The organism is Bacillus sp. E214 (assembly GCF_008087365.1).
Taxonomy (GTDB): Bacteria; Bacillota; Bacilli; order Bacillales; family Pradoshiaceae; genus Pradoshia.
This window is the reverse complement of record NZ_VENN01000001.1, coordinates 1,954,847-1,981,358: the sequence shown is the minus strand read 5'-3', so window position 1 is coordinate 1,981,358 and position 26,512 is coordinate 1,954,847. Positions and strand designations below refer to the sequence as shown.

Here is a 26,512-nt window from a genome sequence, read left to right as displayed (position 1 = left end):
TAACAGCAGAGCACAGCATTATATGCTCTGCTTTTTTAATAGGAATAGTACAATGCAATTTAACTGTGAGAAACATGGCTGCATAGCTCATTAAAAAATAATGACTTATGATAGGGCAGCTGAAATAGATTTCATTGGTTTCCAAAAAGGGCACATGCAGAAAGGGTGCCAGAGGAATGTTAAGAAAAGATCAGGAGTGGATATCTGAGTTTCTAAGAAACTATCAATTGGAACTTGAATTTTACGAGGATTTTGGAAAAGTAAAAAAAGTATATACGAACAATGGTATATTTGCGATTAAAACCATCCCGGCAACCAAAGGCATTGATTTTATCAAAAATGTGCAGAACCTATATCAAAATGGATATAACCGAATTGTTCCGATTTTTCCAACAGTTGATGGCAGATATGGAGTATTAACTCATGATAAAATCAGTTACCTTATGCCTTGGCTGCCGGATGAACATATAGAGGAACGGGCAGAACGACACCAGCAGATGTTCAGGGAATTGGCAAGAATGCATACGCTATCTGGCAAAGAAATTAACATTACGAAAGAGGAACGGGAAGAGCATTATGAAAAAACAGTCAAGGAGTGGGAGGAGCAAAAGGAATTTATTCGTGAAATGGTAACAACCATCGAAAAGAAGTGGTATATGTCTCCGTTTGAGCAGTTGTTTAGTATGTGCTTTTATGACTTGTCTCAGGCTCTGACGTATTCCTTAAATAAACTGAAGGAGTGGTTTGACCTAACAAAGGAAGAAGAAAAAGTACGCAGTGTGGTGACCCATGGAAATATCTCAATTCATCATTTCTTATATAGTGAAAATGGTTATGGCCATTTTATCAATTTTGAACAGAGTAAAACCGCACCTGCCTATTTCGACTTATTGCCTTTTGTCGTTAAGCAGTTAAAAACTTATCCAATCCAGGGTGAAGAAATAGTTGAGTGGATCTATCTTTATCTGAAGTATTTTCCCTACAAGGAGGGTGAGCTGCGTTTATTCTTATCCTATTTAGCCTATCCGGCTAATTGTATCAAGGTAGTAGAACAATACTCCAGAAAAAAAGGTAAACAGGATGAAATACAATTTTGCCGAAGATTCCAAAGGCAGTATTGGTTATTAAAAAACATTGAATATATTATTATGAGGATGGAACAAATAGAAGAAAGCAAAAAGGCGAAGGAAGAGAAATAAAAGATATGGCATCAACATAATAAAATGATAGGCTGTATCAAACAAAAACCAGGCAAACCTACCTGGTCTAAATGAATAGTTATAAAAGATTACAGAATATCAAAGTGGAAGGCTAAAGCAAGACCAATCAGTAATAATAGCAGAAATAAATCAAAAGTGGTCGGAAAAAAGAATGTCCGGATTCCTTGAAAAACGGCAAAGGGAATGGAGAATTGCTGTAAGACATTTCTTGTATTTCGAATCCACGGAGGCATATTGTATTGAGTTACCTTTTTTCGCATGTAAATTCCCCCTTTATGATAGAATATAAAATTACCCCTGAATGGGTGTCTGTACAGCATTATTTAAAGCGTCTAAGAATGAGAATTGACGATGACACCTTGGACATAGGCTTGAATAAAATATAGAAAAATGGGAAACAATGATTGACGAGTAGATGCATACTTATGTATGATAACAGTATTAAAAAATGATTTCCGATTATGAGAAACCAAAATAACAATGAAAAGCTTTGAATGGGAAGAGTATGTGATTAAGACTGTAAGAGAGAGGAATCCATCGGCTGTAAGATTCCTTCAGTAACCGTAATCGCAGAAGGTCGCCCGGGAGCTGTTTCCGTGAACGTCAATAGTAGCGGATAACCGGTGAAGAGCCGTTAACGAAATGAAGTGCCGATACAACAGTTATTTGTATTGGAACAAAGGTGGTACCGCGAGACATACCGTTTCGTCCTTTTTATATAGAGGATGAAGCGGTTTTTTTATTGCGTTTTTCACCAATTATGAAAGTAAAGGAGAATGAAAAATGGAGCAACAAACGGATATTGGTATGCCAACCAAATACGATCCTCAATCAATCGAAAAAGGACGCTATGATTGGTGGTTAAAGGGTAAATTCTTTGAAGCGGGACAGGATAAACAAAAAGAACCTTATACGATTGTAATTCCTCCTCCAAACGTAACGGGTAAACTGCATTTAGGTCATGCATGGGATACTGCGCTTCAGGATATTTTGACAAGAATGAAGAGAATGCAGGGTTATGACGTATTATGGCTGCCAGGTATGGACCATGCGGGAATCGCAACTCAAGCGAAGGTAGAAGAAAAACTGCGCAATCAAGGTGTTTCACGTTATGATTTGGGACGTGAGAAATTTGTTGAAGAAACATGGAAATGGAAAGAGGAATACGCATCTCATATCCGTGAGCAATGGGCAAAAATTGGATTGGGCCTTGATTATACTCGTGAACGCTTTACTCTAGATGAGGGACTTTCAAAAGCTGTTCGTGAAGTGTTTGTAAAACTTTATGAAAAAGGCCTTATTTACCGCGGTGAATATATTATTAACTGGGATCCAAGTACAAAAACAGCGATCTCTGATATTGAAGTAATTCATAAAGAGGTTAAGGGTGCTTTTTATCATATGCGCTACCCACTTGCAGATGGCAGCGGGCATATTGAAGTTGCGACAACTCGTCCGGAAACAATGCTTGGCGATACAGCAGTTGCAGTTCACCCGGAAGATGACCGTTATAAGCACCTGATTGGAAAAACGGTTATCCTGCCAATCGTAGGAAGAGAAATTCCGATTGTTGGCGATGATTATGTAGAGATGGATTTTGGTTCCGGCGTTGTAAAAATTACACCAGCACATGATCCTAATGACTTCGAGGTAGGTAATCGTCATAATCTTGAACGCATTCTAGTTATGAATGAAGACGGAACGATGAACGCGAAGGCTGGCAAATATGAAGGTATGGACCGTTTCGATTGCCGTAAGCAAATTGTGAAAGATCTTCAGGATCAGGGAGTGTTGTTCAAAATTGAAGAGCATATCCATCAGGTTGGACACTCTGAAAGAAGCGGATCTGTTGTAGAGCCTTATTTATCTACACAATGGTTTGTTAAAATGGGACCATTGGCAGAGCGTGCAATTGAAATGCAATCCACTGAAGGTAAAGTAGAATTCGTACCGGAACGCTTTGAGAAAACATATTTGAATTGGATGGATAATATCCATGACTGGTGTATCTCCAGACAGCTTTGGTGGGGTCACCGCATTCCGGCTTGGTACCATAAGGAAACAGGCGAGGTACATGTAGGAATGGAAGATCCTGCAGATATCGAAAACTGGACGCAGGATACAGATGTATTGGATACATGGTTCAGTTCTGCGTTATGGCCGTTTTCCACAATGGGCTGGCCTGATACAGATTCAGAAGACTTTAAACGTTATTATCCAACAGCAGCTCTTGTGACTGGATACGATATTATTTTCTTCTGGGTATCAAGAATGATTTTCCAGGGACTTGAATTCACTGGAGAGCGTCCATTCAAAGATGTATTGATTCATGGACTTGTACGTGATGAGCATGGCAAGAAAATGAGTAAATCTCTTGGTAATGGTGTAGATCCAATGGAGGTTATTGAGAAATATGGTGCGGATTCATTAAGATATTTCTTAACAACTGGAAGCTCACCAGGTCAGGATTTACGTTTCAGCTATGAAAAAGTAGAATCTGTTTGGAACTTTGCCAATAAAATTTGGAATGCATCCCGTTTCTGCTTGATGAATATGAATGGGCTGAAATATGAAGAGATTGATTTAACAGGCGAAAAATCAGTTGCGGATAAATGGATTTTAACTCGTCTAAACGAAACGATTGAAACTGTAACAAGACTGGCAGATAAATATGAATTCGGTGAAGTTGGCCGTGCATTATACAACTTCATTTGGGATGATTTCTGTGATTGGTATATTGAAATGGCGAAGCTCCCTCTATATGGAGAAGACGAGGAAGCTAAACTTACAACACGTTCTATCCTTGCGTACGTATTGGATCAAACGATGCGATTGTTACATCCATTTATGCCATTCATCACTGAAGAAATTTGGCAGAACCTTCCTCACCAAGGGGAGTCCATCACAACAGCATCTTGGCCTGTTGTAAATCCGGACTTAACGGATGAAAAAGCTTCTGATGAAATGAAATTGCTTGTCGAAATCATTCGTACAGTACGTAATATTCGCGTAGAAGTGAACACGCCGCTCAGCAAAAAAATCAAGCTTTCTTTGAAGGCGAAAGATGCAGAAACACAAGCTGTTCTTGAGAAAAACAGCAGCTATATCGAGCGCTTCTGTAATCCAGAGGAATTAACAATTGGTACAGACATCCCTGCTGATGATAAAGCGATGACAGCTATCGTAACGGGTGTTGAATTAATTCTTCCATTGCAAGGTCTATTAAATATTGAAGAGGAACAAAAACGTCTTCAAAAAGAACTTGAAAAATGGAAAAAAGAAGTAGAAAGAATTGAGAAAAAGCTATCCAATGAAGGCTTCATGAAAAAAGCGCCTGAAAAGGTGATTGAAGAAGAAAAAGCGAAGCTGGCAGACTATGTTGAAAAACGTGAGGCTGTACAAAGCCGCCTGAAGGATTTAGAAGAATTGGCTTAAGACATTTTATTGCGCCCTGTTCGAAGCATTTGAACAGGGTGTTTTTGTTCAATCATGTCATACTAATACATAGCGCAATGGTTGAGGAGTGAAAAAAATGATACAGGATTATCAACAGGCAGAGAAGTTTCTTGCAGACCGTACAGCAAAACTTGGGATGGATTTTGGCCTGGAAAGAATGGAAAGAGTCTTACGTAAATTGGGAAATCCGGAGCGCAGCATTCCTTGTATACATATAGCAGGCTCAAATGGCAAAGGTTCTACGCTTACATTTTTAAAACATATTTTGGTGGCAGAGGGCTACCGGGTAGGTACCTTTACATCTCCCTATCTTGAAAAGCTGAACGAACAAATTATGATTGATGAGGAAATGATTTCGGACAATAAGCTAGTTGAATTATTAAATTACCTCCTCCCTGTAATAAATGAATCAGAGCAAAAAGGGGATTATCTAACTGCTTTTGAAGTAACGACTATATTAGCTTTTCTGCATTTTAAAAATGAGCAACCGGATATTCTTATTATTGAAACCGGACTTGGGGGGAGACTTGATTCCACTAATGTAATTGAACCGCTTTTGGAGATCATTACCAGCATCTCTTTAGAGCATACCAACATTCTCGGAAATTCTTTGGGTGAAATTGCAACAGAGAAAGCAGGTATTATCAAGAATGGAACATCAGTTGTTACAGGTGTAAAAGATGAGGAAGCATTAGAGCCCCTAACAAAACAGGCAGAGAAAATGAATGCTGCTTTATATACGCTAGGAAAAGAATTTAAGATTTTGAACCGCTCTCACCCTAAAAATCAGGAAGTTTTCACGGTTAAATGGCGAGAATACTTACTGGAGAATTTACATATTAGCATGCTTGGAAGCCATCAAGTTGAGAATGCAGCGCTTGCTGTCATCAGTTCAATATTACTTAGTGAAACGTATCGCTTTTCGATTCGGGAAGAAAGTATCAGAAAAGGACTGGCATCTGCCAGATGGAAAGGGCGTTTTGAGATTGTGTCGAACCAGCCGCTAATCATCCTGGACGGCGCACATAATGTGTCAGGTATAAACTCTCTGCTTTCAACGATTGATGATCGTTACCCAAATTGTGATATACATATTTTGTTTGCGGCCTTAAAGGACAAGGATTATACAAAGATGATTCAGATGATTGAACAAAAGGCAGCAAGTATAACTTTTACGGAGATTCCATTAGAACGAATGAATGAGGCAGAGGAGCTTTTTAAACATAGCCGACACCCTCATAAGGATGTAAAAAAAGATTGGGTAGAAGGAATAAATGAGATATTAGCCAAAATGAAAGACAGAGATATGCTATTGGTCACAGGCTCTTTATATTTTTTGGCGTCTATTCGTCCATATATCGTCAATGAAATTATTCGAAAGTCATAACTAAATTCATGTAAAAGTAATGATGTTCATGACAATCCTCCATAAGACCTGTTTTTGTAAATACTTGTGTGACAGATGTCAGAATTTTTGATAAAATTTGACATAAGATGGATGAAATTCCTGAACGGAGGGGCGGTAATGGTTACAAAACAAAAACGCTTCATTATTTGGATACTTTGGTTATTGATCGTCCCTGCAAGTTTATATATTTCATATACGGAGTATCCTATTTTAGGAAGCTTTTTTTCGATTGATATTCTTCTGTTCCTATTACTGCTTTGTATTATTACGTATTACCCTATTATGATAAATGGATTGCCAATTTTTCTCCTTCAGGGTGTATCCTTGGCTCTATTCCTTGAGTACGGATTATTTGTTGAAATAATCCTTTCGCAAATCGGAGTAATAACATTGCTCTATAGAATAAAAATAAGCAAGGATGAGCTTTTCCGCATTCCGATGAATTCTTTAATGTTTTTTATTAATTCATTAACAAGCGGATTAATCTATTATTTGCTTGGCGGTCAGCATTCTAATTTGGACTTATCGGATATAAGTGTATTTTCATTAATTGTAATCCACCAAATTGTCTGGTTCTTATCTAATTTTATTTGTGCTTTACTCATAGATGTGTTTGTATATAAGGCAAAAGTAGAGTTTGTTGCAAAAGATCAGGTTGCGGATATCGTATCCAGTATTATCATCTTTCCAATCGGTTTATTATTGTATTCAACCTATCAGGAGCTGGGGGTGGTAGCCATTATTATTGTTGGCGTACCGCTTGTGAGTTTGGCTCTTGTGATGAGACTGTATTATCGGGCTGACCATATGAATGAAGATTTGCAAAAAGCGAGCCAAATTGGTCACAGATTGACAGAAAGATTAGAAGTCAAGCAAGTACTGGATTTATTTTTGGGTGAAATTTCAAGGATTTTCCCAGTGGACGAAACCTATATTCTTAGTGTGGATAGCAAAGCCAATAATCGCCTTCGTATGGTTCGTTATGAAAGTAAAAATGAGACTGGTATGCCCCATTTGAATTTAATCTCGGCAACAGACAGCTTGTTAGGAGAAGTATGGAAATCAAAAAAAACATTGCTGATTCAGAGCTCTGCCTCCCTGAAGAAATACGAAAACCATGGTATTCCTGATTGGGCAGAAAGCGTCTTGATTGTTCCGGTTTTAAATGCAGAGCAAATGGAAGGGATTGTCCTTCATATATCTTCGAAAAGAAACTTTTTTGAAAACAGTCAGATAACGATTGCAGATATTCTTTCTACATATCTGGCTTCAGCTATTGAAAATGCGAAGCATTATGAAGAAACAAAAGCCAAAAGTGAACGCTGCTCTTTAACAAATCTATATAACAACTATTTTCTGGAAGATTACTTAAAAGAACAATTTATCCTGATAAGGGGAAGAAAGCTGGATACATTAACTCTTATCTTAATAGACTTGGATCACTTTAAGTCAATAAATGACTCTTACGGACATTTGGGTGGGAACGAAGTTTTATGCCAGGTAGCAGAACGTTTGTCTTCACTCGTACAATTTAAAGGGATTGCAGCCAGATATGGCGGTGAAGAATTTGTGCTTGTCCTCCCTGGTGCAGGAGTGGAGGAAGGCTATAAATTTGCCGAACTGGTACGTCAAAAAATTGGAACAAAGCCGTATGAATTAGTATCTGATTTAGGTAGTGAAAGCAGGAGGGTTCATGTAAGAGTAACTGCATCAATTGGAGTTTCAACCGCTCCAATTGATGCGGATGATCCTCACTCATTAATCCGTCATGCAGACCGGGCTATGTATACAGGAGCAAAACGCGCCGGACGTAACAAAGTGGCGCAATATATTAAATAAAAGAGACGTATTCCGACTACTAGAGAGGAGGAATACGTCTTTTTTGTTCAAGAGAAATAGACTAAAGCTACTTGTTTTGGAAGTGAGTTTCATATATGGAACAGCTGATAAAAGTTTTGAAAGAGAAATCGAAGTAATTCAAGGATTTATTACTATTTTGATAAAAAGATGAGGTTAAATCTACCTATCTCTGTAAATCAACAATATCCTATAAGATTAATATTTATAAATAGAGCAGATAATTTATTGAAAAATATACAATATAATGGTAAATAATGTATAATAAGTGATAATATAGGTAATTTGTATGAGTGAAGAATAGATTCTATTTAAAATACAGGGTAGAGGGGTGGGTATATGAAAAGACGGCTAAAACTAGCAATTGCTATTATTATTTTATTTCCAACGGTATTGCAGGCTCCTAACGTAACACATGGAGCGGAAAGCACTCCAAAAATAAGAGTTTTGGAGATTTACGATAATAAAAATTATTACCCGACAAAGCTTGAGGATCTTTTAGGGGATACCCAATATGAATATACGTCAATGCCAATGAAAAAATTTGTAGCACTTCGAGAAGAATTAGATGGAAAATATTACATGATTGTAATGTTTACTCTCTATCTCTTAATCTTCCTCACCGGTCTCATCTTTGGTTCATTTTATAATGTGGTAGGTTTGAGGATTCCAGCGAAGGAATCGATTGTGGCTCCGAGGTCGGCTTGTCCGGCCTGCGGCCATACATTGACACCGATAGAGCTTATCCCTGTATTGTCTTACTTGTTTCAAGGGGGGAAGTGCCGTAAGTGTAAGGCGGGCATTTCACCTATTTATCCGATGATGGAACTGACAACGGCTATTCTATTTATGGCAGCTCCGATGCTGCTGGGCTGGACTGCTGAATTGTTTGTGGCATGGGCACTTATTTCCCTGCTGATCATTATTTTTATATCGGATATTACGTACATGCTTATACCGAACAAAATTCTGCTGTTTTTTACAGTTGTTTTTTTGTTTATTCGGGTATTTATTCCTTTGGACCCATGGTGGGACGGTATAGCTGGTGCTATTGTCGGGTTTGGAATCCCATTTTTTATCGCTGTAATCAGCAAAGGCGGCATGGGTGGCGGAGATATTAAATTATTCGGTTTAATTGGATTTGTGATGGGAGTAAAGGGAGTTATTCTCGCCTTTATATTCTCCACCTTTTTTGGAGCTGTCTTTGGAGTCATTGGGATGTTAATCGGTCTTGTGAAGCGGCGGAAGCCGATTCCATTTGGACCGTTCATCGTCGTTGGTACACTGGTGGCCTACTTTTTTGGGGAGTTCTTGCTAGACTGGTATTTACAATTTTTGTGATTGATTTGGAAGGGAGAAGTTATAATGGCTTTTACTTTATTTTCAGGCAGCAATCGGGTTGTGAACCTGGTATTAAAAGACCATGTGATTCGTTATGTAGAACTTAAACAGCTGGACCCACCGATTGTTCATAAATGCGGTGAGCATTTTTTACCTGCCGGTGTTATAAAGGACGGCATTATTACTGATTTTGACCTTCTAAAGGATATTTTAGGTGATTGTCTTGTTAAATGAAAAATACAGAAACGTCAGGTGCGGTTTTTAGTACCAGACTCCCGTTTGGTCATTCGTAAGGTTGCCATTCCAAAGGATATTAAAGATGATGAAATCAAGGGCTACTTATATTTGGAAATGGGAACGAGTATACATCTTCCATTTGAGGAACCCATTTTTGATGTGGTTCTGTTGGAAGAGACGGAGGAAAAAAGGAAATTCTGTTATTCGCTGCTGAAGAAGAGGTGGTATCGGAGTACGCCACTTTGCTTGAAAAATCTCAGCTTACTGATTGAATTTAATTTGCATACCGTCAACACAAGTGTTTTTGTAAATGATAAGCCGATCTTTATGAAAAATATCCCTATTACAGGGCAAAGTAGTGAATGGGAACTATTGCGTATAAATGAAGATCAGCAAATCATGGAATATTCCAGTGACAAAGAAGATTATATGCAATTGTTGGAGGATACTTATACAGAAATTGATCGGGTGCTAAGCTTTTATCAATATTCCTTAAGCCATGAGCAGCATCAGGTCACTAAAATAATCATAACCGGTGATCATCCTTATCTAACTGAAGTGATCACTGACATAAAAAATAGATATGATCAAACTGTGGTGAGTATTCCAAAGGGATATATACAAACCAATAAGGAACCTGAATTGCCGGAGTCCTTTTTTTAGCCGGGGGATTGGCTCTTAAAGGAGTGAGATGATGCTTGTAGAAATTAACTTGCTGCCAAAAAAAGAGCGCAAAAACCGTGGTGTACTCCTGATTATCTTATCTGCAGTGTTTCTCGGTATTCTCTGCGGAATCCTTTACTTTTGGCAATATCAGAGCAATCAAAGCCAGTTGAATGCATTAGAACAAGAATATGAAATGACTGCTCAAATGATTGAAGTGGAACAGCAGAAGGTTGTATCTCAGGAGAATAGCAATTCTGTTGCTCAATTAACAGAAAAGGTTAAATGGGCAAACCAATACCCTGTTAAAACAGTACTTCTTTTAAAACATTTGATTGGATTTTTGTCGGAACGAGGATTTATTGAAACCTTTTCTTATGCGGAAAATGGTGCTATTAAACTCGAAGTACGGTTTGATAAAGCAGAAGAAGCGGCCTATTATCTAAAGGATTTATCATCAACTGAAATCATAACGAATGCGATTAGATTTGCAAAACCAATTGCCGGATATAGAGGTGCCTCCTCCAGCTAATAAAGATAATCCATTAAGCATTGCACCGGATGTATATGAGGATTCAAAAAAAGATGATGAGTAGTTTAATAGAAGCATTCAGGTTGTGAGTTAAATGATAAGGAATATAAATAGGAAGTCTAATGAAAATGGAGCTACCTTAATTGAGTTATTGGCGGTTATTGTCATATTGGGTATTATAGCTTCAATGGCTGTCCTGGTGATTGGTGATGTCATACAAAAGGCGAGAAAGCAGGCCTTCGTCTCTAAGGCCTATATCATGCGTAATGCCAGTACGGTTTATTATAAGAATAAAGAATTCAATAAAGAACCGTTAGTAAATCCAGTAACATATAACGAACTTGTTACCTCAGGTTTTTTGGATGTCATCATTGGTCCGGATACAGGAGATAAATGGGGATTAAATCATACAGATTCCTATGTACTATTTAAGGATGGGAAAGCGGTATCCATCTGTTTAATTGGAATGAAACGTAAATTATGCGGTGAAAAGCAAGGTGAAGGTTATTTGCCGTTGCCTCTTGATCAAATACGTGAAGAGAATGTTGAGGATAGAGAATCCTAGAAATTTGGCGAAACCTTTTTGGACAAGACGACAAGAGTCTTGTTCTTTTTTTTTTACGGAATGATAAGATGAACAAAAAACGCGGAGGCAAAGGAATGGATAAGCCAACCCGGGAACGAACAATCATCGTAAACATAAATGGCGAAAAAAAGGAATACAAATGGATTCCAAGTGAAGATCCAGATACTTTGGATACGATCCAAGAAATTGCCAGCACGGTTGAGGATGAACAAGAACCGTCTCTTTGGGCAGTACCCGAAGAAAAATCTGTTAAAAAAAACGAGGCAAAAACAAAGCTGGCACAAAAAACGGCTTTTCTTGACCATGTAAAAATGAATAAATTACCAGTTCTTGCAGCGGGAATTCCTGTATTGGTAGCACTTATAATCGGGACATTATTTGGAGTTGTAATATTAAAAATTGTCCTATTCGGCGGCGGAGAGGAAACTGTTAAAGTACCGGACTCTGTTCCTCTGCTTGGTTCCAATAAACAAGCGCCTCAGGAGAAGCAAATGGTCAAGGATATGAATGCTTTTGTCGTCCAGGGCGGCGTCTACTCGAGTAAACAGGCTGCAGAACAACGTGCCTCGCTTATTGAAGGGGATGGAATTCCTGCTATCATTCTTAAACAGGAGGATAAATATTTTATTTATATAGGAGCAGCGGCTACGTTGCAGGATACAAAGAAATTGGCACTTTTATATAGAGGAGAAGGTGTCGATACGTATTGGAAGGAAATCCGTTTTCAGGGCCAAACAAAAAAAGCTTACACACCAAAAGAAACAGAGGTCATCCATAATATGATTCACAACACCGGTCAATACACACAATTGGCTTCAGAGGGCCTATTACAAAGTGAAACGAAAGAAAAGCCAGATATAAAGTCTATTAATTTGGAGAATATTCCGAAAGAATTGCAAAATCTCCATAATTTAAGTGAAAGTATGAATAAAACTTGGTCTACCTATCAATCTAAACCAGAAGAAGCATCCTTAATGCAGCTTCAAAAATGTATACTTCAATTTTTTGATGAATGGTATAGATTATAATGTATTTTCCGGGAAATAAAAAATACATTTTGTGTTTAAAAGGGTACTTCACATTTCGGGGTACTCTTTTTTATTTTGTTTTAAGAATTGAGAATGGTGTCGTATTCTGTTAGGATGAATATGTATCTCCCTATCTATATAAATTCTTATGGCAGGTGGCGAAAAGGATTGGATTTAATCTTGGCTTCTTCTTCCCCAAGGAGAAAAGAATTGCTTGAAATGCTGAACATACCATTTCAGGTGAAAGTAAGTTATGCAGACGAAACCTATCAGGATGGAATGGAACCTCACGAAATAGTGATGGAATTAGCACGCATAAAATCAACTGTTATCGCTGAAACTAACCGTGATTCCGTTGTGATAGGCGCAGATACGATTGTAGTAATGGATGGTGACATCCTTGGTAAGCCGAAAAATAAAGATGAAGCAATTTCCATGCTGAATCGTTTATCCGGTAATGTACACCAGGTTTATACAGGAGTTGCCTTATTAAGAGGGCAAGATTCTATCTTGTTTTATGAAAAAACAGATGTAGAATTTTGGCCATTAAAAAAAGAAGAAATTGAACAATATGTATTGACCGGAGAACCGTTTGACAAAGCGGGATCCTACGGGATACAGGGATTTGGTTCCTTGCTGGTGAAGAGAATCGAAGGTGACTACTTCTCAGTTGTAGGGCTCCCGGTTTCCAGACTTAAGAGGGAACTTGAAAAGTTAGTACATCCTTAAGAACAGCCTCACTCCGTCAATGGAATGGAGAATATGGATGGATACAACGCAAATCATGATAAGAGACTATCCAAAGGATGATCGCCCAAGAGAACGGTTTATCCAATTTGGACCGGAAAGTCTGTCAAACCAAGAGTTACTGGCACTTCTTTTAAGGACTGGAACAAAGGAAGATTCAGTGATGAATCTGGCTAACCAACTTTTGGCTAAGTTTGGCGGGCTGCGTCTTTTGAAAGAGGCAAGTATTGAAGAAATGACTAGCATTAAAGGTATTGGGGAAGCAAAAGCTGTGCAGCTTGCTGCAGCTATGGAATTAGGAAGAAGAATCAGCAATTTGACGAATGAAGAGAGGTACGTGATTCGTTCGCCAGAGGACTGTGCCAATTATTGTATGAATGATATGCGTTTTTTATCACAGGAACATTTTGTATGTATATATTTAAATACGAAAAACCAAATACTCCATAAACAAACAATCTTTATCGGCAGTTTAAACGCCTCAATTGTCCATCCCCGTGAAGTCTTCAAAGAAGCTCTCCGCAGATCAGCAGCATCTATAATATGCTTGCATAACCATCCTTCAGGAGACCCCACTCCAAGTCGAGAAGATATAGAAGTAACCAAACGTCTAGCTGAATGTGGGAAAATTATGGGAATAGAACTTTTAGACCATTTGGTTATCGGAGAGAAAAAATATGTAAGTCTTAAAGAAAAAGGATATTTATAATACTAGGAATTCACATGAGGATGAGCTATAATATTACGTATGCTTTTTAAAGAATTTATTTTTCATTACATTACTGAAGAACTTAACTTTATGATATGAAAAAGAAAATAAAAAAACTCGTACCTAATATGGAATATGTTTCAGAAAGGGAGATATTAAAAGATGCTTGGAAATAGAGATTTAGGAATTGATTTAGGAACCGCCAATACACTTGTTTATGTTAAAGGAAAAGGCATTGTAGTACGTGAGCCTTCCGTTGTTGCATTTCAAACAGATACAAAATCCATTGTTGCTGTCGGTAATGATGCGAAAAATATGATCGGCCGTACACCTGGTAATGTTGTGGCTTTGCGCCCTATGAAAGATGGCGTTATTGCTGATTATGATACGACTGCAACCATGATGAAATATTATATGAAACAAGCGTTAAAAAACCAAGGTTTATTTGCACGTAAGCCATATGTAATGGTATGTGTTCCATCCGGAATTACAGCTGTTGAAGAGAGAGCTGTTGTTGACGCAACTAGACAAGCCGGGGCACGTGATGCTTATACAATTGAAGAACCGTTTGCAGCTGCTATTGGAGCAAACTTACCTGTTTGGGAACCAACAGGCAGCATGGTTGTAGATATCGGTGGCGGTACAACTGAAGTCGCGATTATTTCTTTGGGCGGTATTGTGACTAGCCAATCTATTCGTATCGCAGGAGACGAAATGGATGAAGCGATTATTAACTATATCCGTAAAAACTACAATTTGATGATTGGTGATCGAACTTCTGAAGCTATTAAGCTTGAAATCGGTTCAGCTGGTGATCCTGAAGATATTGAAAACATGGAGATTCGCGGCCGTGACTTATTAACAGGCTTACCAAAAACAATTGAAATCACTGCTGATGAAATTGCAAAAGCTCTTCATGACACAGTGTATGCGATTGTAGATGCGGTTAAAAATACGCTTGAAAAAACTCCGCCTGAGCTTGCTGCTGATATCATGGATCGCGGAATCGTTCTAACAGGTGGTGGCGCATTATTGCGCAACCTGGATAAAGTGATCAGTGAAGAAACAAAAATGCCTGTTCTAATTGCTGAAAATCCATTGGATTGTGTAGCAATTGGTACTGGTAAGGCACTTGATCATATTCATTTGTTCAAATCAAAAGTAAAAGATTCAAGATAATATAATAGAACGCAAAAATCCTGAAAGAGGATAATAATGATAGAGGAGCAAGGATATGCCACAATTTTTCTTAAACAAAAAATTGATTATCTTGCTGATTAGCATCATCTTTCTGGTGGCTTTGATTGGGTTCTCACTTCGGGAAAGGGATGAATTGAGCTGGCCTGAACAGTTTATGAAGGACTCGGCCGGCTTTGTTCAAACAATTTTCCATAAGCCCGCTTCTGCTGTAGCGGGCTTTTTTGAGAATCTTTCAGATTTAAGGAATACATATGAAGAAAATAAGAATCTTAAATCACGCCTGGAAGAATATGTGAAGTTGGAAACAGAGATATATGATTTGAAAAAAGAAAATGAGGAATTAAGCAATATACTTAAGAAAAAAGAAGATTTAAGTGATCATACAGTTTCTCATGCAACTGTCATTGGCAGAGGTCCGGAGAGATGGCATGAAACATTGACGGTCTCGAAGGGCAGTGTAAATGGGATTGAGAAAAATATGGCTGTAATTACTGCTGAGGGATTGATTGGAAAGGTCAAAAGTGTTTCTCAATTTACCTCTACAGTACAATTAATGACGGCTCTTGATCCGCAAAACCGTATTTCAGCAATGGTGCAAAGTAAAGAAAAATCATATGGATTTATCCAAGGATATGACGAAGATAAGCAAGCCTTGCTATTAACAGGTCTCCATTATGATGCTAAAATTAAAAAAGGTGAGAATGTGACAACATCCGGGCTTGGAGGGGTGTTCCCAGAAGGTTTAGTCATAGGTACGGTTAAGGAGGTCGTTATCGATCAATACGGATTAACCCAAACAGCTTTGGTTAAGCCGGCAGCTAATTTCTATGATTTGAATAACGTAATGATTGTAAAACGTACAATGACTACTGTAGATACAGATAGCACTGAGGGGGATGACCTGTGATAAGGTTTAAAATCTTCCTTTTAGCTGTCCTTGTTTTTATATCTGAAGGGATTTTTGTTGAAATATTTTCGGCGAAATTATATACAACACCCTACATCTTGGTGCCAAGGTTTATTATTATCTTTCTAGTGTTTTTAGGGGTGTACGGAAAAAGGAACATGGCAATCATATATGCTTTTGTTATGGGAATCTTCTATGATGTCGTCTATACAGAAGTATTGGGTGTTTATTTATTCACTTTGCCGTTAATGGTGTACTTCTCAACTCAACTGATGAAAGTACTGCAAATTAATCTTGGGATAGTCTCAACTGTATGTTTGCTTGCTATATCTATTTTAGAAATTATCGTCTATGAGGTGAATACCTTAATTGGTTATACTTCATTGACGTTCATTGAATTTGCACGTATGAGATTGCTGCCTACCTTAATTCTGAATCTAATCTTCCTACTCCTGTTCGCTTATGTATTTGCTAAGTGGATTAAAAAATGGACTGTTGAAGAAGATAATTAAACGGTATTGATTCTATAAAAAAAGGAATTGTCAGCGCTCATGTCGAATTAAATTGCATTGAGGTGAGCACGACGTCATGGGAAAGAAGAATATTCAGCATGTTATGATCAAAGGAAGTAAACAAGGTTTAACGATTGTGATTGATGATCATTCATCTATTTCTGAAGCTTTAAGAGATTTGGATGAAAAATTGTCTATTCATAATTCAACGATTGAAACAACATCAAGTATTCATGTCACCATACATACCGGTAATCGTTATTTAACGGACGAACAAGCGAAAGCTTTGGTCGATTTAGTAGAAAAAAAGGGATACATGGTTGTAAATAATGTTGAATCTAATGTTATTTTGCATGAAGAAGCCAAAAGATTGGCTGAAGAAGTGGCTGTGACAAAAATCGTGAGGATTGTCCGTTCGGGTCAAGTTTTGGAAGTGAAGGGTGACATGCTCTTAATAGGAGATGTAAATCCCGGTGCGACCGTTAAAGCCGGCGGTAATATCTTTATTATGGGTACACTGCGGGGGAAGGCGCTGGCAGGTATACACGGCAATAAAGAATGTGTCGTGTCTGCATCTGTGTTTAAGCCATCCCAAATCGTTATTGGAGATGTTTTATATAACTCTTTTGATTATGATGAGCAGGATGACCACAAAATGGAATGTGCTTATTTAGATCAATCTGGTGAGATGATTTTTGATAGATTACAAGTTTTATGTAAAGTGAGACCTAATTTATCCTTATTTGAGGAGGGCGTATAGCCATGGGAGAGGCCATAGTAATAACATCCGGTAAAGGTGGAGTAGGGAAAACGACTACTACTGCCAATGTCGGAACTGCCTTAGCGTTAATGGGGAAAAGAGTCTGTTTGGTCGATACTGATATAGGTTTGAGAAATCTGGATGTAGTAATGGGCCTTGAAAATCGTATTATCTACGATTTGGTAGATGTGATTGAAGGAAGATGCAAAATCCATCAGGCGCTTGTGAAAGATAAGCGTTTTGATGATCGTCTTTATTTAATGCCTGCAGCACAGACAGCGGATAAAACCTCCGTAAATCCAAAACAGGTCAAGCAGTTAATTGATACTTTGAAACAAGATTTTGATTATATCATTATTGATTGTCCAGCCGGTATCGAACAAGGGTACAAAAATGCAGTGGCTGGCGCTGATAAAGCAATTGTTGTAACGACACCTGAAACATCTGCAGTCAGAGATGCGGACCGGATTATCGGGTTATTGGAGAAGGAACCAAATGTCGAATCTCCAAAACTAGTCATCAACCGTATTCGAAATCATATGCTAAAAATGGGCGATATGCTAGATATTGATGAAATTACTACTCATCTATCCATTGATTTGATTGGGATTGTAGTTGATGATGATGACGTAATTAAGGGTTCAAACCAGGGAGAGCCGATTGTGTTTGACCCGAATAATCGAGCATCTGTTGCCTATCGAGACGTTGCGAGACGTATTTTAGGTGAATCCATTCCGCTAAAACCACTTGAAGATGAGAAAACAGGAATGTTTAAGCGGATAAAAAAATTATTTGGTGTTAAGTAATAGTAAGTGAGGACCTCTAATCAAACTGATTAGAGGTCCTTTTTTGTATGTATGCATGGCATAGCTTGGACCGACTATACATATCTTTTAGAAAAGAGCTGTATAAGAGAGGTGAAAGGATGGGCAGCCAAAGTAGCTCAGAAGTTCGTAAGCGCATTGCCGAGAGAAGAAAAAATCGGGAAAGAATGATGAATGCCAGTAAGAGGAATGAAAGACCGACATGGCCGGAAATGGAAGATGAGAAAGAATGGGGTTCTGAAAATGTTTTCGTATATGAAGAAGGGGTGAGTGAGCATAAAAAGCCGCCTATTATAAACAAAGATTGGATCTTATTTCGTATCCTTGCTTCTGTTTGTTTGGTTTTGTGCATGGCCATTATTTATCGAACTTCTGCTCCATGGACCCAGACAGCGAAAACTACCCTTGACCAAGTCTATCAGAAGGAATTTCAATTTGCGTCAGTATCTAGCTGGTTTGAGGATACAGTCGGAAAGCCATTTGCTTTTTTGCCTGAGGAATCGGTGAATGAATCTAAAAATAATAATGCTGCTGATAATCGTTTTGCCACGCCGGCAACAGGCACCATTATGAAAAGCTTTGTGAAGGATGGACAGGGGGTCTTAATCAAAACATCCAATAATACATCGGTTGACACGATTAAAGAGGGGGTCGTTATCTACGCAGGTGAGAAGGAGACACACGGAAAAACAGTTATTGTCCAGCATCCGGATAAGAGTGAATCATGGTACGCTCACCTGCAGGAGATAAACGTCAATTTGTATGAACAAATTAAGAAAGGAACGAAGGTAGGAATAGTATCGCCGTCGGATGAGCCGGACAAGGGGGAGTTTTACTTTGCATTGAAAGCCAATGGAAAGTTTATTGATCCTAATGAGGTGATCTCGTTTGAATAAAATATGGCCTGTGCTTACGAAAATACGCATTCATCCATTAACCTGGTTGTTACTTGCTCTTGGTGTGTTGACAGCCAGGTTTACTGAATTGCTTTTAATGTTTGCAATCGTATTATGTCATGAGCTGGGTCATGCTATTGCTGCGCAGTTATTTGGCTGGAGGATAAAATCAGTTACACTTTTGCCTTTTGGCGGAGAGCTGGAGACAGATGAGCATGGAAACCGGCCATGGCATGAGGAATTAATTGTGTTGGCATCCGGTCCTTTGCAGCATGTTTGGATTTTGCTGCTGACTTATCTTTTTTACACAATTGGCTTTATATCAGATTATATCTATACAAGTTTAATTCTATATAATTTTATTGTTTTATTTATAAATTTAGCCCCTATCTGGCCCCTGGATGGAGGAAAAGCGTTGTTTGTTTTATTAAGCAAGCGGATGCCCTTCCTGCATGCGCACCGTCTAATTATTATCATTTCCGGTGTCAGTCTGTTTCTTGCTTTAATCGGATTGGTCGTTGTAAATCCGCTAAATATGAATTGGTGGATGGTTGTTGGCTTTCTGATCTTTTCTTTATGGAAGGAGTGGAAACACCGTCAATTTGTATTTTTACGCTTTTTGATGGAAAGACATTATGGACATAATAAGGATATTAGAGCGATATCACGGCTGGAAGCGGAAAAGGATATAAAGGTTTATAAAATACTTGAGGATTTCCGTAGAGACAATAAGCATATTATAATCGTGAAAAACAAGGATGAAGAATTAGGAAAGCTGGATGAAGCGGAGGTTTTACATGCCTGTTTTACATCAAAATTGGCATATCGGCCTATTGGAGAACTTTTGTATCCTTATTGACGCTCCTCTCCTGACTCGTTAAAGTAAGATTAATGAGCCAACGAGAGGATTTTTTTAATGAAAAAAATAGTGCTTGATTTTCAAGGAACGGAACGACGTCTCGGTTTATTGCAAGATGATAAGCTGATGAGGATACATATTGAAAGAGAAGGGCAGGGCCCATTTGCCGGCAATGTTTACATTGGAATTGTTCGTGAAATTGTACCGGGTATGAACGCAGCTTTTGTGGATATTGGGTTTGATAAAAATGCCTATTTGCCATTTGAAGAAACGCCGAACTACCATTTAGACCCTGAGGCAAAAACATATGTAAAGCAAGGTGAAAAGCTGCTTGTACGCATTCTGCGGGATCCAGAAGGAACGAAAGGCGCTAAAATAAGTGCGTTAATTGAAGTTTCTTCGCCGGAAATTGTTTATATAAGGGGTGAACATTTTGTCCGTACTTCTAAAAAAGCAGATAGGAAGACTGTTCAGAAGTGGAAACATATAACAGCCAAGCATCTGCAAAAAGATGAAGGTGTGATTGTTCGTACATCATTCTTGGATGCGGATGAAGAAGCCTTTATCTCGAAGCTTAGCGAGTTGCGTGAACGTTATGAGCAATTACAAAGAAAAGCGTCAAAAAGTAAAGCTCCAGCGCTTATAAGCGATCAAAATCGCATTCTGAATCTGATAGAAAGCTGGACAACAGGGACAACTGGGGACCTTTGGACTAATTCTGCAGAAGGAATGCAATTACTCCGTTCTGTACTACCTGAAACATGGGAAGCAAAGCTTCAAAAGGATAAAGTGGGTCTGTATGATTCCCACGGCGTTACTGAAGAATTGGAGAAAGCAGTCAAAAAGGTAGTCTGGCTTTCGAACGGATCGTATTTACTTTTTGGAAAAACAGAAGCCATGCATGTGATAGATGTAAATACGGGTAAGTTTACTGGAAAGCACGACATAAATAAAACAATTTTGGATACAAATATACTCGCCGCAACAGAAGTAGGAAGACAGATGATTCTGCGCAATTTATCCGGGATTATTGTAATTGACTTTATTAATATGAAATCCCCTGAGCATCGTCATCAAGTACAGGCAGCAATGGAAACAGCCTTAAAAGATGATCCGCTGCGTTCTGTGGTCATTGGGTTTACCGAACTAGGACTCATGCAAATAACACGAAAAAAAGAAGGTCCGGATTTATATGAAATTCTTCAAGAAGACTGCTTGGAATGCAGCGGAACAGGATTAATAAAAAGCCGTCAGAGCGCGATATATGAATTGGAACGTCAGTTAGAGGCATTAAAATACAGCTTGGATGATTCTGTATGGGTTGTGGTTGATTCATCCTTTTACACGTATATCAAGGACAATATTCATGCGGTGAAAATACATATCCTGTCAGGCACTAAAAATATATTTGTGACGGAGGGAAGAATGACAGGGGCCAATCGTTTTGAAATTCGAGCCCTCGGAAATAAGAAGGATCTTGAAGAGCGTTTGAAGCGTACAGAGGAAGGAATAAAAAACAAGCCTATTATCCGTATGTTAGTAAATCATGATTGACAATGTTTGTCTGATTATGATAGTATTTTTATGTTAAGTTTGTAGCACCCATGCTACAACCGCACACGTCAGGTAATAAGTCCATTATGGCGCCTGCCGTCGGCGAGTCTTAGACAATTAAGGAGGTGCAGGTATGTACGCAATTATTGAAACTGGTGGAAAGCAAGTGAAAGTAGAAGAAGGTCAATCTATCTACGTTGAGAAAGTGAACGTTGAAGAAGGTGGCATCGTTACTTTCGATAAAGTTCTTTTTGTAGGTGGAGAAGATGTGAAAGTTGGAAGCCCTGTTGTTGAAGGCGCTACTGTAACAGGTAAAGTTGAAAAACACGGCAAACAAAAGAAAATCATCGTTTTCAAATACAAAGCGAAAAAGAACAACCGTAAAAAACAAGGTCACCGTCAGCCTTACACAAAAGTAACAATCGAAAAGATTAGCTTCTAAGGCGACGCGTATGATTAAAGTAAAGGTAGTGCGAGCTGATGAGCGAATTTCTTCGTTCAGTATATCAGGACACGCCGATTTTGCACAAAAAGGTCAGGATATCGTTTGTGCAGGGGTATCTGCAGTAGCTTTTGGCTCTGTAAATGCCGTGATGAGTTTAACTACTGTTGAACCCATCATTAAACAGGCAGGTAAAGATGGCGGTTTTCTTGAAGTCCATTTTCCGGAAACGGATAGCGATGACAAGGTACAATTGTTACTCGAAGGCATGCTTGTTTCCTTACAAACGATTGAACGTGACTATGGTAGATACATGAAAATTATTCTTAGCTAACAGGAGGTGGAATACATGTTAAGATTGGATCTTCAGTTCTTCGCTTCCAAAAAGGGAGTAGGTTCTACAAAGAACGGTCGTGACTCCATTTCTAAACGTCTTGGCGCTAAACGTGCTGATGGACAATTCGTAAGTGGTGGTTCTATCCTTTACCGTCAACGTGGTACAAAAATCTATCCAGGTTTGAACGTTGGCCGTGGTGGAGACGACACTCTTTTCGCTAAAATTGACGGAGTTGTTAAATTTGAGCGCTTGGGTCGTGACAAGAAACAAGTCAGCGTTTACCCAGTAGCACAAGAAGCATAATAAGTAACAGTCAAAAGAAGCTCTAACCTTGTTGGTTGGAGTTTTCTTTTTTAGATATGAGTTTTTTTGGTTAAAACCATTATACTTCCGTATGTACCCCAAGTTATTTACTGCTGGCGAATATATTCCTCTCCTGAAACTCCGCTAAATTTGTTATACTGTAATAGATGATTTGCGATTTTTCCAGGACCTCATTATTCCAATCCGACAGGAGAATGTATTAAGATGGAAACAAAATGGACGACTGTAGAATTACTGAGGCATGCACGTCATGATTGGTTAAACAAAATACAGCTGATTAAAGGAAATATGGCATTAGGTAAAATGGATAGAGTATCTGGTCTTGTAGATGAAATTATTATTGAAGCACAACAGGAAGCGAAAATCTCAAATATGAATATGCCGATGCTTTCCGAACTTTTATTGACAGGTAAGTGGCTTCATTACAAATTCCATATTACATATGAAATTATGGATGATATAAAAGGCTATCCGGAATTGGATGAATTGATAACCAATTGGATGAAGAAGTTTTTCAATGAAGTGAATAGGCAAATAGAAGCATTAGATATCCTGCATTTAACCATCCTGCTCAGCAAAACAGATGAGGATTCATTAAAGATTGGTTTTGATTTTCAGGGACCAGTAAACAATAAAGAAGAATTAATAAAAATGTTTCAGGTAAAAGAGCCTTTAAAAATATCGGGCATTACAGAGGATATTAATTCTTTTTATTTTGAAATAACGGTAAGATAACAATCAAAGAGTTGCAAAAGCAGAAAGTAGGTGTTACCACCCATGTTTGTGGATCAAGTCAAGATTTACGTTAAAGGTGGAGATGGCGGCAATGGAATGGTCGCTTTCCGAAGAGAAAAGTATGTACCTAAGGGCGGTCCGGCCGGTGGAGACGGAGGCCATGGAGCAAATGTTGTATTTGAAGTAGAAGAAGGACTTCGCACACTAATGGATTTCCGATATAAAAGGCATTTTAAAGCACCCAGAGGGGAACATGGAATGTCTAAAAATCAGCATGGTAAGAATTCAGCTGACATGATTGTCAAAGTTCCTCCGGGCACAGTTGTTTCAGATGCCAATACTGGTGAAATTATTGCAGATTTAACCGAACACGGCCAGCGTGCCATTATTGCGAAGGGCGGACGAGGCGGACGTGGTAATACTCGTTTTGCTACACCTGCAAACCCAGCTCCTGAACTATCTGAGAAGGGTGAACCAGGGGTTGAACGTGATATAATTATGGAATTGAAATTACTGGCAGATGTAGGCTTGGTTGGATTTCCGAGTGTAGGTAAATCCACATTGCTATCGTCTGTTTCAGCTGCCAAGCCAAAGATTGCTGAGTACCATTTCACTACGATTGTCCCTAATCTAGGTGTGGTTGAAACCGGAGATGGACGCAGCTTCGTCATGGCAGATTTACCTGGACTGATTGAAGGGGCTCATGAAGGTGTTGGGCTGGGTCATCAATTCCTGCGCCATATTGAGCGTACGCGTGTAATCGTCCATGTCATTGATATGTCCGGTCAGGAAGGCCGTGATCCTTATGAAGATTATGTGACAATTAATAAGGAACTTGAAGAGTATAATTTACGCCTAACGGAAAGGCCGCAAATTATCGCAGCAAGTAAAATGGATATGCCTGATTCTGAAGAGAATTTAAAGGCTTTTAAAGAACAGCTAGAAGATGATGTACCAGTCTTCCCGATTTCATCGGTTACTCATGAAGGCTTGCGTGAATTACTGTTTGCTGTTGCCGATAAAATTGAGGAAACTCCGGAATTCCCGCTTGAGCATGAAGAAGAGACAAGCGGTGTTCATCGTGTTCTCTATAAACATGAGGCAGAAAAAGCAGAATTCGTTATTACACGAGAATCGGACGGTACCTTTGTTGTTACTGGCGATAAGCTTGAAAAACTATTCAAGATGACAGACTTCAGCCGTGATGAATCTATTAAACGCTTTGCCCGCCAGCTTAGAGCAATGGGTGTGGATGAAGCTCTTAGACAGCGCGGAGCAGTTGACGGAGATATTGTTCGTTTAATGGAATATGAATTTGAATTTGTAGATTAAGCACAAAGTTTAAGGATGGTTCCAAAGAGGGTGAACTTGCTTGCATAATAAAGCTGATAAGAAATTTTATTTAGTCAGGGAAGATGTATTGCCTGAAGCGATGCAAAAAACTTTGCAGGCTAAAGAAATGATTGAAAGAGGAAAGGCTGTTTCTGTTTGGGAGGCTGTTAGAAGCGTCGATTTAAGCAGAAGTGCTTTTTATAAGTACAGAGATACAGTTTTTCCTTTTCATTCAGTGGTAAAAGAAAAAATTATTACGCTATTTTTCCATTTGGAAGACAGGTCAGGCACGCTTTCTGAATTACTCGGTATCGTTGCATCCTCGGGATGCAACGTGCTGACCATCCATCAAACCATTCCGATTCAGGGACGTGCAAATGTAACCTTATCGTTAAATACAGGTGAGATGCATATGGAAATGAACGAATTTATAAACCGTTTAAAAAGGCTTGAATTCGTGGATAAGGTTGAAATATTAGGCTCAGGAGCTTGAAAAATAAATACATAGATAGAGAAACAGAGAGGTTTAGAGCAGGGGGAGAACACTTTGGACATACGTATTGCCTATCTAGGGCCAAAAGCTACATTTTGTGATTTGGCAGCATCAAAATTATTTCCCTATGGACAAAGGCAGGCATTTATGACAATTCCTGAATGTATGGATGCTGTGGAAGCTAAGCTGGTTGATTATGCGGTTATTCCATTAGAAAATGCTTTGGAGGGATCAGTCAATATCACACTGGATTATTTGATTCATGAAGTCCCGATTCCGATAGTTGCAGAGTTTTCCGCCCCTATTCGCCAGCATTTAATGGTTCATCCTTCTCATGTCAATGAGTTAACCAGGATTGATCGGATTATTTCGCACAGTCATGCGATAGCCCAATGTCATAAATTCCTGCATGGAGATATGAAAGGCGTACGATGTGAAAGTATTACCTCCACTGCTGCAGCCGCTCACTATATTCAAGAGCATCCGGATGAGATGACAGCAGCGATTGCAAATGAAATGGCTGCTGAAGAATATGGACTTTCGATTGTAAAATGGGATATACACGACTATTCTCATAACCATACACGATTTGTTATTCTGGGCCATAAGCCGTTATCGGAAAAAATGATTCCTATTCAACAAAAAGGAGAAAAAACAACGATTATGGTATTGCTTCCAGCTGACCATGCCGGAGCTCTCCATCAAGTGTTATCAGCCTTTTCGTGGAGGAAGCTTAACCTTTCCAAAATCGAGTCCAGACCATTAAAAACAGGACTTGGCAACTATTTCTTCATTATCGATATCGAACAAAAGATGGATGATATTCTGTTGCCGGGCGCCATTGCCGAAATGGAAGCCTTGGGTTGCCAAGTTACGGTTATGGGCAGTTATTATAGTTATTAATTATCTCTTAAGATTAAACGAAGGACCCCTGCTATATTCAGCAGGGGTCCTATTTATATTGTTCTTTTTCAGTTTGTACATAACTAAAACTGCGCAGCATATCTTTTTATTCTTTCAAAAAACCTGCATTTCTTAATGCCTGTACTGCTTGCTCGAGCTCCGCTTCACTTGCAGCTTCAATGGTATGAAGATGTAAACCATTTGTTAACTGGGACAAGAGAGAGGCATTTGTATTTTTTAGATTGGCGATAAACTGCCGGACATCTTGTCTGGTGCTGACCATAATGGATGCTGTTAAGTCACCGTACATGGGATGTTCCACTTTTACATCCTTCACCGTAACACCGCAGTCCACTAAAAGCAGTAGTTCCTCTTCTGCTTGTTCAGGTGCATGGAAACTCGCAATAATCCTTGTTTTCCGTTCCAATTTTGGATCGATTTGATGTATATAAATGTACCCACTTGGCGTGGCTATGATTGGTTCATTCCGTGCTTTAAGCAAGGTAATATCTCCAACTATGATTTGGCGGCTGACTGAGCAAATAATAGAGAGCTCACTTCCTGTAATCGGTTCATGACGTTCTTTTAAAATGGATAGGATATATTTACGCCGTTCTTCTGTTGTATATTTTTTCTGGGTCATCACTTAT

At 38.8% G+C, this 26,512-nt stretch carries 29 protein-coding genes and 2 other annotated features; of the genes, 27 read left to right on the top strand and 2 right to left on the bottom strand.

Translation table 11 applies throughout. The annotated features are described in order from the left end of the window. Nucleotides 1–176: 176 nt before the first annotated feature. Nucleotides 177–1,199 (top strand): spore coat protein YsxE, encoded by a 1,023-nt coding sequence (gene ysxE, locus FHY47_RS09295; protein ID WP_140461961.1) that lies wholly within the window; start codon nucleotides 177–179, stop codon nucleotides 1,197–1,199. Nucleotides 1,200–1,288: 89 nt separating this feature from the next. Here ysxE and FHY47_RS09290 read toward each other — a convergent pair whose 3' ends face one another. Further along, on the bottom strand, nucleotides 1,289–1,480 hold the full coding sequence (locus tag FHY47_RS09290; RefSeq protein WP_066105566.1) for a hypothetical protein: 192 nt from the start codon (nucleotides 1,478–1,480) through the stop codon (nucleotides 1,289–1,291). Between the two features lie 221 nt (nucleotides 1,481–1,701). After that, nucleotides 1,702–1,936: a binding site (T-box leader), on the top strand. Nucleotides 1,937–2,003: 67 nt separating this feature from the next. On the opposite strand from FHY47_RS09290, the gene FHY47_RS09285 reads away from it, so the two are divergent. The 26 genes from FHY47_RS09285 to pheA all read left to right on the top strand — a co-directional run bounded on the left by FHY47_RS09285 (nucleotide 2,004) and on the right by pheA (nucleotide 25,862). Beyond that, on the top strand, nucleotides 2,004–4,655 hold the full coding sequence (locus tag FHY47_RS09285; protein ID WP_148630219.1) for a valine--tRNA ligase: 2,652 nt from the start codon (nucleotides 2,004–2,006) through the stop codon (nucleotides 4,653–4,655). A gap of 97 nt (nucleotides 4,656–4,752) precedes the next feature. Further along, nucleotides 4,753–6,063 carry a bifunctional folylpolyglutamate synthase/dihydrofolate synthase gene (locus FHY47_RS09280; protein WP_148630217.1) on the top strand — a complete coding sequence of 437 codons (1,311 nt, stop codon included), beginning with the start codon at nucleotides 4,753–4,755 and terminating at the stop codon, nucleotides 6,061–6,063. A gap of 138 nt (nucleotides 6,064–6,201) precedes the next feature. Continuing rightward, entirely contained in the window at nucleotides 6,202–7,923 is a 1,722-nt protein-coding gene (locus tag FHY47_RS09275; RefSeq protein ID WP_180350012.1) for a sensor domain-containing diguanylate cyclase, read from the top strand. Between the two features lie 609 nt (nucleotides 7,924–8,532). Beyond that, nucleotides 8,533–9,282, top strand: a complete 750-nt coding sequence (locus FHY47_RS09270) for a prepilin peptidase (RefSeq protein WP_066105695.1) — start codon at nucleotides 8,533–8,535, stop codon at nucleotides 9,280–9,282. A gap of 24 nt (nucleotides 9,283–9,306) precedes the next feature. After that, on the top strand, nucleotides 9,307–9,516 hold the full coding sequence (locus FHY47_RS09265) for a type IV pilus biogenesis protein PilM (RefSeq protein ID WP_148630215.1): 210 nt from the start codon (nucleotides 9,307–9,309) through the stop codon (nucleotides 9,514–9,516). Between the two features lie 18 nt (nucleotides 9,517–9,534). Then, nucleotides 9,535–10,182, top strand: a complete 648-nt coding sequence (locus FHY47_RS09260; RefSeq protein ID WP_148630213.1) for a type IV pilus biogenesis protein PilM — start codon at nucleotides 9,535–9,537, stop codon at nucleotides 10,180–10,182. A 31-nt stretch (nucleotides 10,183–10,213) separates the two neighbouring features. Beyond that, nucleotides 10,214–10,714 (top strand): hypothetical protein, encoded by a 501-nt coding sequence (locus FHY47_RS09255; RefSeq protein ID WP_066105558.1) that lies wholly within the window; start codon nucleotides 10,214–10,216, stop codon nucleotides 10,712–10,714. Nucleotides 10,715–10,808: 94 nt separating this feature from the next. Then, nucleotides 10,809–11,279 (top strand): type II secretion system protein, encoded by a 471-nt coding sequence (locus tag FHY47_RS09250; protein ID WP_077248077.1) that lies wholly within the window; start codon nucleotides 10,809–10,811, stop codon nucleotides 11,277–11,279. Between the two features lie 95 nt (nucleotides 11,280–11,374). Continuing rightward, nucleotides 11,375–12,328 (top strand): hypothetical protein, encoded by a 954-nt coding sequence (locus tag FHY47_RS09245; RefSeq protein WP_139892622.1) that lies wholly within the window; start codon nucleotides 11,375–11,377, stop codon nucleotides 12,326–12,328. 120 nt (nucleotides 12,329–12,448) lie between these two features. Further along, on the top strand, nucleotides 12,449–13,057 hold the full coding sequence (locus FHY47_RS09240; RefSeq protein WP_257469172.1) for a Maf family protein: 609 nt from the start codon (nucleotides 12,449–12,451) through the stop codon (nucleotides 13,055–13,057). A gap of 37 nt (nucleotides 13,058–13,094) precedes the next feature. Further along, nucleotides 13,095–13,784 carry a RadC family protein gene (radC, locus tag FHY47_RS09235; protein ID WP_139892620.1) on the top strand — a complete coding sequence of 230 codons (690 nt, stop codon included), beginning with the start codon at nucleotides 13,095–13,097 and terminating at the stop codon, nucleotides 13,782–13,784. A gap of 162 nt (nucleotides 13,785–13,946) precedes the next feature. After that, entirely contained in the window at nucleotides 13,947–14,963 is a 1,017-nt protein-coding gene (locus FHY47_RS09230; RefSeq protein ID WP_066105546.1) for a rod shape-determining protein, read from the top strand. Nucleotides 14,964–15,018: 55 nt separating this feature from the next. Then, nucleotides 15,019–15,891, top strand: a complete 873-nt coding sequence (mreC, locus tag FHY47_RS09225; protein WP_066105543.1) for a rod shape-determining protein MreC — start codon at nucleotides 15,019–15,021, stop codon at nucleotides 15,889–15,891. After that, entirely contained in the window at nucleotides 15,888–16,403 is a 516-nt protein-coding gene (gene mreD / locus FHY47_RS09220; RefSeq protein ID WP_066105539.1) for a rod shape-determining protein MreD, read from the top strand. The genes mreC and mreD overlap by 4 nt, the downstream gene beginning before the upstream one ends. Before the next feature lie 76 nt (nucleotides 16,404–16,479). Further along, nucleotides 16,480–17,163, top strand: coding sequence for a septum site-determining protein MinC (gene minC / locus FHY47_RS09215; protein ID WP_066105536.1), 684 nt, complete (start codon nucleotides 16,480–16,482; stop codon nucleotides 17,161–17,163). Nucleotides 17,164–17,165: 2 nt separating this feature from the next. Then, nucleotides 17,166–17,969, top strand: a complete 804-nt coding sequence (minD, locus tag FHY47_RS09210) for a septum site-determining protein MinD (RefSeq protein WP_066105532.1) — start codon at nucleotides 17,166–17,168, stop codon at nucleotides 17,967–17,969. A 119-nt stretch (nucleotides 17,970–18,088) separates the two neighbouring features. Next, nucleotides 18,089–18,883: a M23 family metallopeptidase gene (locus FHY47_RS09205; RefSeq protein ID WP_181162035.1), complete on the top strand. Its 795-nt coding sequence runs from the start codon at nucleotides 18,089–18,091 to the stop codon at nucleotides 18,881–18,883. After that, nucleotides 18,876–19,742 carry a M50 family metallopeptidase gene (locus tag FHY47_RS09200; RefSeq protein WP_139892618.1) on the top strand — a complete coding sequence of 289 codons (867 nt, stop codon included), beginning with the start codon at nucleotides 18,876–18,878 and terminating at the stop codon, nucleotides 19,740–19,742. Before FHY47_RS09205 ends, FHY47_RS09200 begins: the two co-directional genes overlap by 8 nt. A 57-nt stretch (nucleotides 19,743–19,799) precedes the next feature. Then, the gene (locus FHY47_RS09195; protein ID WP_066105523.1) at nucleotides 19,800–21,296 is read left to right on the top strand and encodes a ribonuclease E/G; all 1,497 of its coding nucleotides are present in this window, start codon (nucleotides 19,800–19,802) and stop codon (nucleotides 21,294–21,296) included. Nucleotides 21,297–21,343: 47 nt separating this feature from the next. Next, nucleotides 21,344–21,416: a sequence feature (ribosomal protein L21 leader region), on the top strand. 13 nt (nucleotides 21,417–21,429) lie between these two features. Then, nucleotides 21,430–21,738 carry a 50S ribosomal protein L21 gene (rplU, locus tag FHY47_RS09190; protein ID WP_066105519.1) on the top strand — a complete coding sequence of 103 codons (309 nt, stop codon included), beginning with the start codon at nucleotides 21,430–21,432 and terminating at the stop codon, nucleotides 21,736–21,738. A gap of 10 nt (nucleotides 21,739–21,748) precedes the next feature. Then, nucleotides 21,749–22,072 (top strand): ribosomal-processing cysteine protease Prp, encoded by a 324-nt coding sequence (locus FHY47_RS09185; protein ID WP_066105516.1) that lies wholly within the window; start codon nucleotides 21,749–21,751, stop codon nucleotides 22,070–22,072. A gap of 15 nt (nucleotides 22,073–22,087) precedes the next feature. Then, on the top strand, nucleotides 22,088–22,378 hold the full coding sequence (gene rpmA / locus FHY47_RS09180) for a 50S ribosomal protein L27 (RefSeq protein WP_066105513.1): 291 nt from the start codon (nucleotides 22,088–22,090) through the stop codon (nucleotides 22,376–22,378). A 225-nt stretch (nucleotides 22,379–22,603) separates the two neighbouring features. After that, complete coding sequence (locus tag FHY47_RS09175; RefSeq protein ID WP_066105512.1) at nucleotides 22,604–23,134, top strand: Spo0B domain-containing protein; 531 nt, start codon at nucleotides 22,604–22,606, stop codon at nucleotides 23,132–23,134. A 42-nt stretch (nucleotides 23,135–23,176) separates the two neighbouring features. Continuing rightward, nucleotides 23,177–24,466, top strand: a complete 1,290-nt coding sequence (obgE, locus tag FHY47_RS09170; protein WP_139892617.1) for a GTPase ObgE — start codon at nucleotides 23,177–23,179, stop codon at nucleotides 24,464–24,466. 40 nt (nucleotides 24,467–24,506) lie between these two features. Then, nucleotides 24,507–24,959: an ACT domain-containing protein gene (locus FHY47_RS09165; protein ID WP_066105503.1), complete on the top strand. Its 453-nt coding sequence runs from the start codon at nucleotides 24,507–24,509 to the stop codon at nucleotides 24,957–24,959. A gap of 60 nt (nucleotides 24,960–25,019) precedes the next feature. Further along, nucleotides 25,020–25,862 (top strand): prephenate dehydratase, encoded by an 843-nt coding sequence (gene pheA / locus FHY47_RS09160; protein WP_066105689.1) that lies wholly within the window; start codon nucleotides 25,020–25,022, stop codon nucleotides 25,860–25,862. Nucleotides 25,863–25,968: 106 nt separating this feature from the next. Here pheA and FHY47_RS09155 read toward each other — a convergent pair whose 3' ends face one another. Next, nucleotides 25,969–26,508: a transcription repressor NadR gene (locus FHY47_RS09155; RefSeq protein WP_139063840.1), complete on the bottom strand. Its 540-nt coding sequence runs from the start codon at nucleotides 26,506–26,508 to the stop codon at nucleotides 25,969–25,971. Nucleotides 26,509–26,512: the final 4 nt, after the last annotated feature.

Bases quoted from the DNA above. Each gene is read 5' to 3' on its own strand.
- ysxE (WP_140461961.1), top strand. From the start codon at position 177: ATGTTAAGAAAAGATCAGGAGTGGATATCTGAGTTTCTAAGAAACTAT.
- FHY47_RS09290 (WP_066105566.1), bottom strand. From the start codon at position 1,480: ATGCGAAAAAAGGTAACTCAATACAATATGCCTCCGTGGATTCGAAAT.
- FHY47_RS09285 (WP_148630219.1), top strand. From the start codon at position 2,004: ATGGAGCAACAAACGGATATTGGTATGCCAACCAAATACGATCCTCAA.
- FHY47_RS09280 (WP_148630217.1), top strand. From the start codon at position 4,753: ATGATACAGGATTATCAACAGGCAGAGAAGTTTCTTGCAGACCGTACA.
- FHY47_RS09275 (WP_180350012.1), top strand. From the start codon at position 6,202: ATGGTTACAAAACAAAAACGCTTCATTATTTGGATACTTTGGTTATTG.
- FHY47_RS09270 (WP_066105695.1), top strand. From the start codon at position 8,533: ATGTTTACTCTCTATCTCTTAATCTTCCTCACCGGTCTCATCTTTGGT.
- FHY47_RS09265 (WP_148630215.1), top strand. From the start codon at position 9,307: ATGGCTTTTACTTTATTTTCAGGCAGCAATCGGGTTGTGAACCTGGTA.
- FHY47_RS09255 (WP_066105558.1), top strand. From the start codon at position 10,214: ATGCTTGTAGAAATTAACTTGCTGCCAAAAAAAGAGCGCAAAAACCGT.
- FHY47_RS09250 (WP_077248077.1), top strand. From the start codon at position 10,809: ATGATAAGGAATATAAATAGGAAGTCTAATGAAAATGGAGCTACCTTA.
- FHY47_RS09245 (WP_139892622.1), top strand. From the start codon at position 11,375: ATGGATAAGCCAACCCGGGAACGAACAATCATCGTAAACATAAATGGC.
- FHY47_RS09240 (WP_257469172.1), top strand. From the start codon at position 12,449: ATGTATCTCCCTATCTATATAAATTCTTATGGCAGGTGGCGAAAAGGA.
- radC (WP_139892620.1), top strand. From the start codon at position 13,095: ATGGATACAACGCAAATCATGATAAGAGACTATCCAAAGGATGATCGC.
- FHY47_RS09230 (WP_066105546.1), top strand. From the start codon at position 13,947: ATGCTTGGAAATAGAGATTTAGGAATTGATTTAGGAACCGCCAATACA.
- mreC (WP_066105543.1), top strand. From the start codon at position 15,019: ATGCCACAATTTTTCTTAAACAAAAAATTGATTATCTTGCTGATTAGC.
- minC (WP_066105536.1), top strand. From the start codon at position 16,480: ATGGGAAAGAAGAATATTCAGCATGTTATGATCAAAGGAAGTAAACAA.
- minD (WP_066105532.1), top strand. From the start codon at position 17,166: ATGGGAGAGGCCATAGTAATAACATCCGGTAAAGGTGGAGTAGGGAAA.
- FHY47_RS09205 (WP_181162035.1), top strand. From the start codon at position 18,089: ATGGGCAGCCAAAGTAGCTCAGAAGTTCGTAAGCGCATTGCCGAGAGA.
- FHY47_RS09195 (WP_066105523.1), top strand. From the start codon at position 19,800: ATGAAAAAAATAGTGCTTGATTTTCAAGGAACGGAACGACGTCTCGGT.
- rplU (WP_066105519.1), top strand. From the start codon at position 21,430: ATGTACGCAATTATTGAAACTGGTGGAAAGCAAGTGAAAGTAGAAGAA.
- FHY47_RS09185 (WP_066105516.1), top strand. From the start codon at position 21,749: ATGATTAAAGTAAAGGTAGTGCGAGCTGATGAGCGAATTTCTTCGTTC.
- rpmA (WP_066105513.1), top strand. From the start codon at position 22,088: ATGTTAAGATTGGATCTTCAGTTCTTCGCTTCCAAAAAGGGAGTAGGT.
- FHY47_RS09175 (WP_066105512.1), top strand. From the start codon at position 22,604: ATGGAAACAAAATGGACGACTGTAGAATTACTGAGGCATGCACGTCAT.
- obgE (WP_139892617.1), top strand. From the start codon at position 23,177: ATGTTTGTGGATCAAGTCAAGATTTACGTTAAAGGTGGAGATGGCGGC.